Annotated in this window: 12 protein-coding genes and 3 pseudogenes; 12 read left to right on the top strand and 3 right to left on the bottom strand. The window is 48.8% G+C overall.

Translation table 11 applies throughout. The features are described from left to right. The 6 genes and pseudogenes from dusC to VJY99_RS17985 form a co-directional block, all read left to right on the top strand. The coding region (gene dusC, locus VJY99_RS18010) for a tRNA dihydrouridine(16) synthase DusC (RefSeq protein WP_324120922.1) at positions 1 to 746 on the top strand (746 nt) is incomplete at its 5' end. Positions 747 to 979: 233 nt separating this feature from the next. After that, a pseudogene (locus VJY99_RS18005) lies at positions 980 to 2,167 on the top strand (carbohydrate porin). A 12-nt stretch (positions 2,168 to 2,179) separates the two neighbouring features. Then, a complete protein-coding gene (locus tag VJY99_RS18000) occupies positions 2,180 to 3,364 on the top strand; it encodes an esterase (RefSeq protein WP_324120920.1) in 1,185 nt (394 codons plus the stop codon). A 159-nt stretch (positions 3,365 to 3,523) separates the two neighbouring features. Continuing rightward, a complete protein-coding gene (licT, locus tag VJY99_RS17995) occupies positions 3,524 to 4,363 on the top strand; it encodes a BglG family transcription antiterminator LicT (protein ID WP_324120917.1) in 840 nt (279 codons plus the stop codon). 222 nt (positions 4,364 to 4,585) lie between these two features. Further along, on the top strand, positions 4,586 to 6,448 hold the full coding sequence (gene bglF / locus VJY99_RS17990) for a PTS beta-glucoside transporter subunit IIABC (protein ID WP_324120915.1): 1,863 nt from the start codon (positions 4,586 to 4,588) through the stop codon (positions 6,446 to 6,448). Between the two features lie 35 nt (positions 6,449 to 6,483). Beyond that, positions 6,484 to 7,878, top strand: a complete 1,395-nt coding sequence (locus VJY99_RS17985; protein WP_324120913.1) for a 6-phospho-beta-glucosidase — start codon at positions 6,484 to 6,486, stop codon at positions 7,876 to 7,878. An 18-nt stretch (positions 7,879 to 7,896) separates the two neighbouring features. On the opposite strand, the gene VJY99_RS17980 is transcribed toward VJY99_RS17985, so the two are convergent. Further along, on the bottom strand, positions 7,897 to 8,820 hold the full coding sequence (locus tag VJY99_RS17980; protein WP_324120911.1) for a LysR family transcriptional regulator: 924 nt from the start codon (positions 8,818 to 8,820) through the stop codon (positions 7,897 to 7,899). A 190-nt stretch (positions 8,821 to 9,010) separates the two neighbouring features. Next, complete coding sequence (gene yohP, locus VJY99_RS17975; protein WP_072011146.1) at positions 9,011 to 9,094, bottom strand: small membrane protein YohP; 84 nt, start codon at positions 9,092 to 9,094, stop codon at positions 9,011 to 9,013. Between the two features lie 179 nt (positions 9,095 to 9,273). On the opposite strand from yohP, the gene VJY99_RS17970 reads away from it, so the two are divergent. Next, positions 9,274 to 10,047, top strand: a complete 774-nt coding sequence (locus VJY99_RS17970) for an SDR family oxidoreductase (RefSeq protein ID WP_324120909.1) — start codon at positions 9,274 to 9,276, stop codon at positions 10,045 to 10,047. Between the two features lie 2 nt (positions 10,048 to 10,049). On the opposite strand, the gene VJY99_RS17965 is transcribed toward VJY99_RS17970, so the two are convergent. Beyond that, the gene (locus VJY99_RS17965) at positions 10,050 to 10,613 is read right to left on the bottom strand and encodes a DedA family protein (RefSeq protein WP_324120907.1); all 564 of its coding nucleotides are present in this window, start codon (positions 10,611 to 10,613) and stop codon (positions 10,050 to 10,052) included. Between the two features lie 144 nt (positions 10,614 to 10,757). On the opposite strand from VJY99_RS17965, the pseudogene dctP reads away from it, so the two are divergent. The 5 genes and pseudogenes from dctP to tssD all read left to right on the top strand — a co-directional run. Then, positions 10,758 to 11,060, top strand: a pseudogene (gene dctP / locus VJY99_RS17960) (TRAP transporter substrate-binding protein DctP); the annotation flags it as partial. Positions 11,061 to 11,115: 55 nt separating this feature from the next. Continuing rightward, positions 11,116 to 11,229: pseudogene (locus tag VJY99_RS17955) on the top strand (TRAP transporter large permease subunit); the annotation flags it as partial. A 229-nt stretch (positions 11,230 to 11,458) separates the two neighbouring features. Continuing rightward, a complete protein-coding gene (locus VJY99_RS17950; protein WP_324120905.1) occupies positions 11,459 to 12,046 on the top strand; it encodes a Yip1 family protein in 588 nt (195 codons plus the stop codon). A gap of 138 nt (positions 12,047 to 12,184) precedes the next feature. After that, a complete protein-coding gene (gene pbpG, locus VJY99_RS17945) occupies positions 12,185 to 13,126 on the top strand; it encodes a D-alanyl-D-alanine endopeptidase (protein WP_324120903.1) in 942 nt (313 codons plus the stop codon). Positions 13,127 to 13,366: 240 nt separating this feature from the next. Then, on the top strand, positions 13,367 to 14,446 hold the full coding sequence (tssD, locus tag VJY99_RS17940; RefSeq protein WP_324120901.1) for a type VI secretion system tube protein TssD: 1,080 nt from the start codon (positions 13,367 to 13,369) through the stop codon (positions 14,444 to 14,446). Positions 14,447 to 14,578 lie beyond the last annotated feature (132 nt).

Below are 14,578 nucleotides of genomic sequence, written 5' to 3'. Positions count from 1 at the left end.
CGCTAGTACGAGTCCAGTTGCTGGGGCAGCATCCGCAATGGTTAGCTGAAAACGCAGCACGCGCTGTGGAACTGGGTTCCTGGGGTGTGGATCTCAACTGTGGTTGCCCATCCAAACTGGTCAACGGTAGCGGTGGCGGCGCCACACTGCTCAAAGATCCCGACTTAATTTTCCGTGGCGCGAAAGCGATGCGTGAAGCAGTGCCTGCGCAAATGCCAGTCACCGTTAAAATCCGGCTCGGCTGGGACAGTGACGCGCGTCAGTTTGAAATTGCTGATGCGGTGCAACAGGCTGGAGCCACGGAACTTACCGTTCACGGGCGCACTAAAGAAGACGGATACAAAGCCGAACGCATCAACTGGGCGGCGATTGGTGAAATACGCAAGCGCTTGTCGATTCCGGTGATTGCTAACGGTGAAATCTGGGACTGGCAAAGTGCGCAAGACTGCATGGCGGCAACGGGCTGTGACTCAGTGATGATTGGCCGCGGGGCGCTTAACGTCCCTAATTTAAGCCGCGTGATTAAGTACAATGAGCCGCGTATGCCGTGGCCGGAAGTAGTAAAACTGCTGCAAAAATATAGCCAGCTTGAAAAGCAGGGAGATACGGGGATGTATCACGTTGCGCGTATCAAACAGTGGCTGGGGTATTTGCGTAAGGAATATACTGAGGCAACTGAATTATTTACAGAAATTCGTGCCTATAAAACTTCTGCGACAATTAGTCAGGCGATTAACAGTTTGTAATTAAAGGTGTCGTTAATTATAAATAAAAACTAGAGAGCGATCACAGAGTATTTAAATAAACATTTCCATACATTCGCTGACGTTTATTATTGCCAGTGAAAGATATTATTGAATTGTTACTGCTTAAGCAGGCAAAACCTGATGCTCCTTATTTAAGGTGTGTCGGGTTTTTTGTTTTTGTCAGAAGGTAATCTGCATTTAAATTACCGATTGTCTGGCCTGTGAGGCTTTATATGGATATTAAATCACACTATGCACTCACCACGGTGTTACTGGTGCCGTTAGTATTTCCTGTTTATGCACAAAGTAGCGTTAAGCTATCCGTAGAATAGCACCTTGAATTGCTGGAAAAATATTTACAGGAAACTAAAAAAGAACTGCAATATTATAAGTCACAAGAACAAATTAACCGTAAAAACATTTCTGCGATGAATGTCTTTGCCAAATAAACTACGCGGCCTGACAAATTATTAGTGGCAACAACTTCACCATCAACTTCGCAGGCCTCTGAGAAAACCACGTCACCCGTTTCGGCAATGACCATGAGCGACCTGAGTCAATATGTGAAGGAGGATATTGGCTTTAGTTATAATGGTTATTTCCGAACGGGTTGGGCAACGACTACCGAAGGTGCCCCAAAATCCTGGGCGATTGGTTCATTAGGCCGTTTGGGGAATGAATACAGTAACTGGTTTGATTTAAAGGTTTCGCAGCGGGTCTACAACGAAGGGGGCAAAACGGTTCACGCGGTGGTACAACTGGACGGCAACGTCGGACAGCAATATTCCGCGGGCTGGTTCGGTGATAATGCGAATAATGAAAACTACATCCAGTTTTCAGATCTTTATGTTAACACTAATGGCTTCTTACCTTTTGCCCCTGAAGCCAATTTCTGGGTCGGTAAGCACCAGTTACCGATGTATGAAATCCAGATGTTGGACTGGAAAACTCAGCGTACCGATGGTGGTGGCGGTGTGGGGATTCAGGATATGAAGTTGGGAGGCGGCAAGCTGGATATTGCCTTAATACGTGAAGATATTATTCTGGCTAATGCACTGGTTTATTCGCGTGGTGAAGATGTTTATAGCTATGAAACCGGAGCGCACACTGATTTTGAAAGCGTTCGTGCCGTGATTCGTCCAGCCTATATCTGGAGTAAATATCATCAGACGGGGGTCGAGTTAGGCTATTTCAACCAGAAGAATACCGATCTGACGGGTAATGAATTTACTGAATCGGGTTACAAAACTACGCTCTATCACGCATTAAAAGTGAACACCAGTATGTTAACTTCTCGTCCAGAAATACGTTTCTATGCTACTTATATTCATTCACTGAATAATGAACTGGATAATTTTAGTTTCGCAGATGAGAAAAATGATCAGCTGGCGATTGGCGCTCAGGCTGAAGTGTGGTGGTAATAAGGGGAGAGGATGAAAATTAAACGGCATTATTTATCGTTAGTTATCGTGAGTCTGTTGGCCATACCCGCAGTTCAGGCGGTCGAGTTACCTTCTTCACCTCCGGCAACCGTGCCCGTTAGCCAATACATTACTGGCCTGAATAGCGATAACTCAGTAACGTTTCGCTTGTTTGCGCCAACTGCAAAGCGAGTTTCGGTTGTGACCGGGAGCACACCAGATAGCCAGCAATCCCACGAGATGACGCGCGACGAAAGCGGTGTCTGGTCGTGGAGCAGCACACAGCTTAAGCCAAACCTGTACGAATACTATTTTGATGTAGATGGTTTTCGCAGCATCGACACGGGTAGCCGCTTCACCAAGCCTCAGCGCCAGGTCAACACCAGCCTGATTCTGGTGCCGGGTGGCATTTTAGATGAGCGAGCGGTGCCGCATGGGGAACTGAGAACGCTGACTTACCACTCGAAGGCATTACAGGCCGAGCGTCAGATTTATGTCTGGACGCCACCGGGCTACAAGCCTGGTGGTGAACCACTGCCGGTGCTCTATTTCTACCATGGTTTTGGTGATACCGGTCTGTCGGCTATCACCCAGGGACGTATTCCACAAATCATGGATAACCTGCTGGCTGAAGGCAAAATCAAACCTATGTTGGTGGTGGTGCCGGATACCGAAACCGACATCAAACAGGCGGTGGCGGAAAATTTCCCACCGGTTGAACGCCGCAAAGAATTCTATCCACTCAATGCCGCTGCTGCAGATAACGAGTTGATGCAGGATATTATTCCGCTTGTTGATAGTCGTTTTACCACGCGCAAAGATGCGGCGGGCAGGGCGTTAGCGGGTTTATCACAAGGCGGTTATCAGGCGCTGGTTTCAGGAATGAGCCATCTGGACAGTTTTGGCTGGCTGGCGACATTTAGCGGAGTCAGCACCACGACCGTGCCAAATGAAGCCGTTTCCCGCCAGATTACCCAACCGCAAGCCATCAATAAGCAGTTGCGTAACTTCACCTTGGTGATCGGTGAAAAAGACGGTGTCACGGGTAAAGACATCGCCGGACTGAAGAGCCAGCTTGAACAGCAAGGGGTTAAGTTTACTTACAAACAATACCCAGGACTGGGGCATGAGATGGATGTCTGGCGGCCTGCGTATGCGGAATTTGTGCAGCAGCTATTTGTTGCCCCGCACAAGTAAACTCGCGACAGCCGTCACGCTTTTCTGTTTGTGGCATTGAGAGGCGAAACGAAACTGGTACAGTGACCGGACTGGATTGTAACTGCTTTTGCAGGCAAAACCTGATTTTCTGGCCTATGCCGGGAGTCAGGTTTTTTTGTTTCTGGGGTATAGGTACAGATGAATATTGCCAAAATACTCAATAACAACGTTGTGGTGATTCTGGACGAACAAGGCCGTGAGCAAGTGGTCATGGGCCGCGGTCTGGGTTTCCAGAAACAGGTGGGTGAACCGCTTGAAAGGGAGAAAATCGAGAAGGTTTTTGCCCTGCAAAGCGATGAACTGGTGGCGCGTTTAGGCGAGCTGTTAAGCCAAATCCCGCTGGAAGTGATGACCACCTGCGATCGCATTATTGAACTTTCACGGCAACGATTGGGGAAATTACAAGACAGCCTCTATATCACGCTGACCGACCACTGCCACTTTGCTATTGAGCGGCAAAAGAAAGGGATGGCGATCCGCAATGTGCTGTTGTGGGAAATAAAACGTCTCTATCCCAAAGAGTTTTTACTCGGCCAGGAAGCGCTGGCAATCATCGAGAAACGCCTTGATGTGCAACTGGCGGAAGATGAAGCGGGGTTTATTGCGCTGCACCTGGTGACGGCACAACTGAACAGCGAAATGCCTGAAGTGATGCACGTGACTCGCGTGATGCAGGAAATATTACAGATCGTGAAGTACCAGTTACGCATTGAATACGATGAAGATAGCCTAAGTTATCAACGCTTTGTCACGCATCTGAAATTTTTCGCCCAACGTATGCTGAGCCGCAACGTGGTGGCCGATGATGATGCAACGCTGCATGCCGCGGTGAAAGATAATTATCCTCGCGCCTGGCGTTGTGCTGAAAAGATTAGCCTCCATTTGGTGACGGAATATCAGCGTGAGTTGACGACTGAAGAAATTATGTTTCTCGCCATTCACATTGAGCGAGTACGTAAAGAGAGTCTTAAAGTTTAAGTATCGCGCGTCGAAAGGTGTGCGATTACAGTACCCAAAATAATTTGAGTTTCAGCCAACACCCCCTGAAACTTGAAGTGTGAAGGGTATAACGGATTGTTACTGCTTCGGCAGGCAAAACCTGAGCTCCGGCTTCCTTAACGGGAAGCTGGACTCAGGTTTTTTTTTGAAATTTACTCATGTCGCACGGCGCCTGAGGGCGAAAAGTGGAAGGATAGAATCATGGCGTATCAAGAAGTTGCGAAGGATATTCTGGCCCATGTCGGTGGGCGTGAGAATATTGTGAGCCTGGTGCATTGCGCCACGCGGCTGCGTTTTAAGCTTAAAGATCATAAAAGTGCCGATGCACAAGCGCTGAAAAAAAATCCAGGCGTCATCATGGTGGTGGAAAGTGGCGGTCAGTTCCAGGTGGTGATTGGCAACCATGTACACGATGTGTACAACGCGGTGCGTGCCGCCGCGGGGCTCACTGATGAGAGCGAACTATCGCCGCAAGTTACAGGGGAGAAGGCCAACATCTTCGGGAAACTGATTGATATTGTCTCGGCGATATTTACCCCGTTCCTCGGCGTGATGGCGGCTTCCGGTATTTTGAAAGGTGTGCTGGCGCTGGCTGTGGTCTGTGGCTGGCTGACAACTGATAGTGGCACTTATAAGCTGTGGTTTGCGGCGAGTGATGCGCTGTTTTACTTCTTCCCGCTGGTGTTGGGTTACACCGCCGGTAAGAAATTCGGCGGCAATCCGTTTCTTACCATGGCGATTGGTGGTGCTCTGACGCATCCGGTGGTACTGCAAGCGTTTGAGGCAAGCCGCCAGGTCGGTGCTATTCATGAGAATTTCCTTGGCATACCGATAACCTTTATTAACTACAGTTCATCAGTGATCCCGATTATTTTTGCCGCGTGGGTAAGTTGCTGGCTGGAGAAGCGCTGCAACAAACTGCTGCCGTCTGCGGTGCGTAATTTCTTTACGCCGTTGTTATGCCTTGCCTTCACCGTTCCGCTGACATTTTTGCTGATTGGCCCAGCGGCGACCTGGCTGAGCCAGATTCTGGCCCATGGTTATCAGGCCATTTATACCTTTGCACCGTGGCTTGCGGGCGGATTCATGGGGGCTGTCTGGCAGGTTTGCGTCATCTTTGGCCTGCACTGGGGTTTGGTTCCACTGATGATCAACAATTTGAGTGTGCTTGGATACGACACCATGGTGCCTTTGTTATTACCAGCCGTGATGGGGCAGGTGGGCGCGACGTTGGGCGTATTACTGCGTACTCGTGATAAGAAACTCAAAGTGCTTGCGGGTTCGGCGGTCACGGCCGGGATCTTCGGTATCACTGAACCTGCCGTCTATGGGGTAACACTGCCAAACCGTCGTCCGTTTATCTTTGGTTGTGTTGCAGGAGCGGTGGGTGGCGTGATTGTCGGTTACTGCCAGACCAGCGTATTTTCATTTGGCCTGGTTAGCGTGTTCACCTTTTCGCAAATTATTCCGCCAACCGGGGTCGATATGTCGGTTTGGGGTGCGATTCTGGGGACCGGGCTGGCATTTACCCTTGCCTGCATCATGACCTTTATTGCAGGCCTGCCGCGCAGTAAAGTGGCGACAGAAACCTTTATTGTCCAGCTCACAGAAAACGACATTCTTGCACCGATGAGTGGCACGGTTTTAGCGATGGATCAGGTGCCAGATTCTACTTTCGCCAGCGGTTTGCTGGGTGACGGGGCGGCGATTATTCCGCTGACCGGTAAGGTTATTGCCCCATTCCATGGCGAAGTCGCCTCACTGTTCCAGACGCGCCATGCTATTGGCTTACTCAGCGATAGTGGTATCGAAATGTTGATTCATATCGGCATTGATACTGTAAAACTCGATGGGCAGTACTTCACCGCCCATGTGAAAGTCGGTGACAAAATTAAGCCCGGTGACCTGCTGATTGAGTTCGACCGCCAGGCCATTCTGGATGCGGGCTACGATCTGGCCACGCCGGTGATTATCAGCAATAGCGACGAATACTCCGCTGTTACGCGTATGACTAATGATCTTTCCATTGATTCGGGTATGCCGTTCCTGACGGTAAGCCGCTAACCCATTAATTCTTTTGTAGAAAAAAGGAGCACCAGATGAAAGCATTTCCTGAGACATTTTTGTGGGGCGGAGCGATTGCCGCAAATCAGGTTGAAGGCGCATGGCGTGAAGATGGGAAGGGGGTTTCTACTTCCGATGTCCAGCCGAACGGGGTGTTAAGCCCAACGGTTGATCGCCAGCCCGGAGATTTTGGCATTAAAGATGTCGCCATCGATTTCTACCACCGTTATCCGGAAGACATCGCGCTGTTTGCGGAAATGGGCTTTAGCTGCCTGCGCGTTTCCATTGCCTGGACGCGTATTTTCCCACAGGGTGACGAAACTCAACCCAATGAAGCGGGGCTTGCTTATTACGACCGTCTGTTTGATGAGCTGGCGAAGCACAACATCACGCCAATGGTGACGCTGTCTCACTACGAAATGCCGTGGGATCTTGTGAAAAACTACGGTGGATGGGGCAACCGTGATGTGATCACTTTCTTTGAGCGTTACGCCCGCAGTGTTTTCACACGTTTTAAAAACAAAGTGAAATTGTGGCTGACGTTTAACGAAATCAATATGGCACTCCACGCGCCAATGACCGGTGTCGGGTTGCCTGAAGAGAGCAGCAAAGCTGAGATTTACCAGGCCATTCATCACCAGTTAGTCGCCAGTGCGCGGGCAGTAAAAGCCTGCCATGAAATTATCCCTGATGCGCGGATTGGCAACATGTTGCTGGGCGGATTGATGTATCCGTTGAGCTGCAAACCTGAAGATGTGCTGGAAACGATGCAGGAAAACCGCAACTGGCTGTTCTTTGGCGATGTGCAATGCCGTGGCGAATATCCGGGTTACATGTTGCGTTACTTCCGCGACAACGACATTAAACTTGAAATCTCCGACCTCGACCGCGAAGCGCTGAAATCGACCATCGACTTCATCTCGTTTAGCTATTACATGACCGGTTGCGTTACCACCGATGAAGAACTGAATGCCAAAGCACGCGGCAACATTCTGAATATGGTGCCAAACCCACATCTGGCGAGTTCTGAATGGGGCTGGCAAATTGACCCAATCGGCCTGCGTATTCTGCTCAATAAACTTTGGGATCGTTATCAAAAGCCGCTGTTTATTGTTGAAAACGGTTTAGGGGCCAAAGACAAACTTGAAGCCGATGGCACGGTGCAGGACGACTACCGCATCAGCTATCTCAACGACCACTTGGTGCAAGTGCGTGAAGCGATTGAAGATGGTGTCGATGTGTTGGGTTACACCTGCTGGGGGCCGATTGACCTGGTGAGTGCTTCGAAAGCCGAACTCTCAAAGCGTTACGGCTTTATCTACGTCGATCGCGACGACCAGGGCAACGGTACGCTTGCGCGTTCACGTAAGAAAAGCTTCAACTGGTATAAAGAGGTGATTTCCACCAACGGCGGCAGTTTGAAAGAGTAGTTTTTTTGGGGCGGGGTGCTAACCCCGCTCACCCACTAACCGCTTAATAAACCCACGAACCCACATCAACGCCGCGTCACTGTTATGGCGCTGATGCCACAGCAATGCCACTTCAAACGGCGCTATCCCCAGCGGAACAGGGCTGCTCCGTAACCCCCATATTTGCTGCCAGTTTTCACACAACCCCTGCGGCACCGTCGCAAGGGTTGGCATATTGCTTAACAGCCCTGGCAACGCAGAAAAATGCGGCGTGGTGTAGCTAATCTCACGTTTCAAACCTTGTTTGGCTAACAGCGTATCGATCTGGCTGCTGGCAGCTTCACGATAACTAACCAGTACATGTTGTTGTGCTGCATAAATGTCAGCAGACAACGGGGCGTCGAGCTGTAACTGTACGGGGTGCCACAACGTAACAAACTCCATCGACGTCAATAATTCACGTTCCATCCAGCGCGCTGACTGATTTGCCACGCTGATTGCCATATCCAGGTCACCCCCTTCCAGACGTTGCGCATCAGTAAACGGGTCGCTTGCCACCACATTCAGGCGCACACCGGGAGCATGTTCACGCAATGCAGGCACCAGACGCGGCATCAGCCACATTTCCACCCAATCGGTCATGCCGATGGTGACCGTCGCTTTGGCGTTTGCGGGGTTGAATTCTGCCTGCTGGAACAGCGCACTTTGTAACTGTTCAAGCAGTGGCATCAGCTCGCCGTGCAGTTCTGTTGCCCGCGCCGTAGGCTGCATACGATGCCCGCTGCGAATAAACAACGGGTCGTCAAACATTTCACGCAGACGTGCCAGCGAACCGCTTACTGCGGGCTGACCAAGATGCAGTTTATCTGCCGCCAGTGACACGCTCTGTTCGCGAAATAACACCGCAAAGGCAATCAACAAGTTGAGGTCTATTTTGCGAAAATCACTTTCTTTGATAGTCATCATTTCTCCAATCAATTGGAGTGATAATAAAGCTTTGCCTATACTGTTCGCAAGTTGAACCGATTTTTTTCGTTTCCAGGATTCGGGCAAGTTAAGCGGGAAGGGAATGGGTATCGCCAGGCGCCAGTCAATGACAGGGCGACAGGTCAAAAATAACAAACGGGTGCCACAATCATGGCACCCACGGTCATCAGAAAATCATTTTAAACACACCGGTCACGACCAGTAAGCCAATAATAAAGATAATAAGAATTGCCCATAAAATAATTTTCATTAATGCTCCTTATGTTATGGCGAGTGTTTACTCAGTATAGGCAAGGATATGGAGAGGCGAGGGGCGTTACCCCCTCGTGAACGGTAATTGAGATAATTAGAAGGTAATCCCGTTTTCCTGCAACACGACCGGTGGGGTATATAATTAGTGTCTGGTTAAAAAATAGTCAGGAGAGGGTGATGAGTGCGGCTAACAAAGTGGCTATCGTGACAGCGTCGGATTCAGGTATTGGCAAAAAATGTGCGTTGATACTGGCTCAACAGGGTTATGACGTTGGCATCACCTGGCATTCAGACGAACAGGCTGCACAAGAAACGGCACGTCAGGTCAGCGGTTTTGGGCAGCGTGCCGAGACAGTCCAGCTTGATTTGGCCCATCTTCCCGAGGGTGCTGCAGGTATTGATGAGTTGATTCACCGCTTTGGTCGCGTGGACGCGCTGGTGAATAACGCCGGAGCGATGAGTAAAAATCCATTCCTTGATGTCACCCTGGAAGAATGGCGTGAGCTGTTCACTGTGGATGTTGACGGCGCCTTTATCTGCTCGCAGAAAGTCGCGCGCGCCATGATTGCCCAGGGCAATGGCGGGCGGATTGTGAATATCACGTCGGTTCACGAGCACACTCCTCTTCCTGAAGCCTGCGCCTATACTGCGGCAAAACATGCATTGGGCGGGCTAACCAAATCCATGGCCATGGAACTGGTGCATCATAAAATTCTGGTGAATGCCGTCGCCCCTGGAGCCATCGCCACACCGATGAACAACATGGAGGAAGGTGATGGAGCCAAGAGCCGAATTCCTGAAATCCCTCTAGGGCGAGCGGGCGATACCGAAGAAATTGCGAGCCTGGTTGCATGGCTGTGTTCTGACAGTGCCAGTTACACCACCGGACAATCATTTATCGTCGACGGCGGTTTTATGTTTGCCAACCCCCATTTCAAACCAAAAGGGTAAACTTACTTTTTGCTCTCGCGGTGTTTAAACCCGTAACGCACCAGCCACACCACCGCCACCACACCGACTAGCCAAATCCCGTGCTTAACATGTTGGTCCAGGTTATGCAGCCACGGGCCAACAATTTCGCCGCCCATATACCCCAGGGTGGTGAAAATCGTTGCCCAAATTAATGCACCAACAATGTTGAGGGGTAAAAAGATTTTGGGAGGTAGGTGACTGGCACCGATCAAAATAGGGCCTATCACCCGAAAGCCGTACATAAAGCGCGACCCAATGACAAACCAATAGGGATGACGGTTGATAAGATCTTGCGCTTTAATGATTTTCTTTTTGTGTTTCTTAAATCTTTCGGCAATGGAGCCGCTTAAACGCCTGCCAATCAGATACAGCAGTTGGTCGCCAATCATGCCACCCAGCGCCACGGACAAGACCACTAGCGGAAATTTCAGTAACCCCTGATGTGCTGCAATGCCCCCCAACAGAGTGACCGTTTCTCCTTCTGCGGTGCTACCCAAAATCAGAGCGGCGTAGCCGTACTGTGCGATGAGACTATTGATATCCACAAGAATGGTGTAACTCCTTAATTTTTCCACAACAACAGTATAACGGTTGATACATAATTTCCGCACGTTGCTGTGCAGTAAGTCGCAAAAGCATTACATATATTATGGGCTTGATAGGTTGTATGAACATTATTTAATGTCTATGAGAAACAAATGATTGAACAGGCGAAAATGGGCACCATTGGTATTATTCGTGTATCAATGGCACCCGTGGCGGCTATTCTTCCTGAAATTTAAGTTTTCACCCTACCGTATATTTTTGAAAACAAAGATCACATACATAAGGTGATCTTCGATAATATCGGTAAGGAAATTGGCGGAAAAATAACTAATAACCCGAAATCAAAATGAGTATTTTTGGGCAGGATGGATTCTGGTACCTGTAATTTAATGACGAGTAACCCTGTTACTAGCCCTGAAGATTTAAAAGGCATGAAAATTCGGGTTCCGGTATTCCAAAACGCGATGGGACACACTCAAACCTGAAGACCCACAGAAGCTCATGGCACCTTCTCTATCAATCCTGATTCTGACCCCGCTACTGTTGCCAGTGACTCATGCGCTGGGCATCGACCCCGTACATTTCAGGATGATTATGATGGTTAACCTGGGGCTATGGGGAGGATGTAACACAGCCTCGATTTTTGACTCTGCATTCACCGTTTCCTGCACTTAGCGAAACGGTAAACGTATCCAAATGACCACCAAAACACCCCGGTTTTCAATAACACATTTCCAATAAACTCCCCCTGTTCAGAAATTTCATCTTGATTAAAAAACAATCTAGCGCTGTGCATTATACTTTGACTGTGCTTAATCGATTTTTTGACTTGTCAGGAGGCGTTATGAGTCATGTCTGGGGGCTTTTTTCCCATCCTAATCGTGAAATGCAGAACATAAAACGTGAGAACGAAACGATATCGCATCACTACACTCACCATGTGTTATTCATGGCGGCCATTCCGGTTATCTGTGCGTTTATTGGCACAACCCAAATTGGCTGGAATTTTGGCGATGGTACCTTCGTTCAATTGTCGATGTTTACCGGATTTTATTTAGGCGTACTGTTTTATGCATTGATGTTGGCAGGTGTTGCTGTGATGGGGCGCATCATTTGGTGGATGGCACGTAACTATCCACATCGCCCGTCATTAGCTCGTTGCATGGTGTTTGCCGGATATGTGGCGACTCCACTGTTTCTCAGTGGCCTGGTGGCATTGTATCCGCTGGTGTGGTTGTGTGTTCTGGTCGGTGCTACCGCACTGATTTATACCGGTTATCTGCTGTATGTTGGGGTGCCCGAATTCCTGGGCATCAACAAAGAAGAGGGGATGAGTTTTTCAAGTTCAACGCTTGCTATTGGGGTACTGGTGCTTGAAGTGCTTCTCGCCATGAGCGTCATTCTGTGGGGTTATGGATACCGACTCTTCTGATGGGTATAAACAATTACATTCTATTGTGGCAGTTTCCCGGGGCGTCAGAGTATTATGCTGGCGCCTCGCTCTATTCATTCGCATTGTGAATAGATTCGATGGACCATAACATAATTGAATAATTACAGAAGTGTCACCATGCCGACAAAAATCCGTCTATCGTTGCTCAGCCTTGCGCTGATGATTACCGTACCATTCGCTTCTCAGGCTGCCACTAAAGCCACCGCACAACAGGTTACTGCTGGGCAGGAAATCGCCTCCGGTAGTGCCATGATCGTCGATCTGCAAACCCATAATATTTTGTATTCCAGCCATCCCGATCTGGTGCGTCCCATTGCCTCGATAACCAAGTTGATGACGGCGATGGTGGTTCTGGATGCGAATTTGCCGATGGATGAGATGCTAAGTATCGACATCAGCCAAACTCCGGAAATGAAAGGCATTTATTCTCGTGTGCGTTTGAACAGTAAAATCAACCGTAAAGATATGATGTTACTGGCTTTAATGTCATCAGAAAACCGTGCTGCGGCAAGCCTGGCGCATCATTACCCTGGCGGGTATAACGCGTTTATTAACGCGATGAATGCGAAAGCAAAATCCCTGGGCATGACGCAAACGCGTTACGTTGAACCGACCGGATTGTCGATTCAAAACGTTTCCACAGCGCGTGACTTGTCCAAAATGCTGATTGCTTCAGAGCAATATCCGCTGCTTGGCCAGTTGAGCACCACCAAAGAAGATATGGCGACCTTTGCCAATCCGGCTTACACGCTGCCATTCCGTAATACCAACCATTTGGTTTACAACAACAAATGGAATATTCAGCTCACCAAAACCGGCTTTACCAACAATGCCGGACATTGCCTGGTGATGCGCACCATGATTAACAGCCGCCCGGTGGCGCTGGTGGTGTTGGATGCCTTCGGCAAATATACCCACTTTGCTGATGCAAACCGTTTACGCAACTGGATGGAAACCGGCAAAGTGACGCCTGTGCCTTCATCAGCGCTGGCGTACAAAAAGCAAAAGTCTGCCCAGATGGCGAGCAATACGGTTGCGGGCAATGCTCAGGACGATTAGTGTTTTTGAGATATCTAATGATGTTCTTTGAATGGTTTTAAGACGTTTTTAAAGAGTAAAGGCATTGATGGCGGTAGACCGGCCTAAACGGATACCGCCCCGCTCGAAAGCGACGCCATCCAAGTCATGCCACCAAAGGCCTGTGGTTTCAACAAGTCAATTCCCGCACAAGATGCCCTTAATGCAATCGAGTTATGTGATAACCATAAATGGTTATATTTATAATCGAGGCTTAGGGATGTGAGCGATATAATTTATGTGAAAATGATTGGTGAAAAGCAGGGGGATATCTCTGCGGGCTGCGGGACGTATAATTCAGTTGGAAATCATTATCAGAAAGGGCATGAGGATGAAATATTTGCCTATTGCCTGAGCAATGGCATATCAAGTACTGGAGCAGGAATGAATCTGCAACAACTTGCCTTTGTGAAACCGGTTGATAAATCCTCTCCACTGCTTGCCACAGCAATAACAAATAACGAAAAGCTCCACCTGGAGGTTTCGCTTTACCGAGTCAACCGATACGGGATGTGGGATAAATACTATTCTATCGAATTGCGTGGGGCCTCTCTGAAGGGCATCACTAGCCAATTCATGCAAAACGCATTGCATACGGAAACCATAACCGTCAGCTATGACTATATACGTTGTAAGCATCTGATTGCTAACACAGAATTCGACTACCTTGCATTACCTGCTGATTACAATAGTTTGTTTGTACCTAAACGCGCCCCTGTAGCCGCTCCAACCACAACAACGATAAACAGCAAAGCCGCTGGCCGATTACTCGCGGCTGGTGGGGTTTATAACGGTAATATCGAGGGGTTCAAGAAGACGGCAGAGCAACTCGGCGGGGAAGCAAAAGCCGGTTATGACCAGGTCCTTAATCAGCGGACAGTTGGCGTGGCTATTGCAGCTGTATCCATGGCGGCGGCAGTAGGACTTAGTGGGTTAAGCCCGGTTAGCGAAATTTCCACACTTTCAAAGCTGAATCCTGAATTACATGTTCTCGGCGAAGTCACTGGGGAGTATTCCGCTGTAAATCCGGGACCACTTGGCGATTTAGCCAAAACATTCGCTGGTGGGTCATACAAGGCCATTATCTTGTCTGAAGAGACATCGTTTTTTAGAGCCGGGGTTAATGGGGCTCCATTTGGGCAATTTTTGAGTTATGAGCAACCGCTAGGTGTGATCCAAACCCGTATTGATAAAGCATTGTTACCTGTCTGGCCTAATGGCGCTGCATCTCCTATTGATACAAAATTTGAGATACGGATTCCAGCTGGAAACACAGTATATATTGGAGAAACCGGGTATTAAAATGAAATTACAAATCAGACAGTTAGTTCTCGGTATTGCAGAGATTTTATCCAGTAATAATGAGAGGTTTTGGGCTGAACAATTCGAATACCTCAATGCCAGGCTGGATACCGATTATTTAGAAACGTTGAT

It is taken from the genome of Buttiauxella sp., assembly GCF_035271705.1.
In the GTDB taxonomy this organism is placed as follows: domain Bacteria; phylum Pseudomonadota; class Gammaproteobacteria; order Enterobacterales; family Enterobacteriaceae; genus Buttiauxella.
Note: the sequence above shows the minus strand (reverse complement) of the source record. Positions and strands in the feature narration are given on the sequence as shown.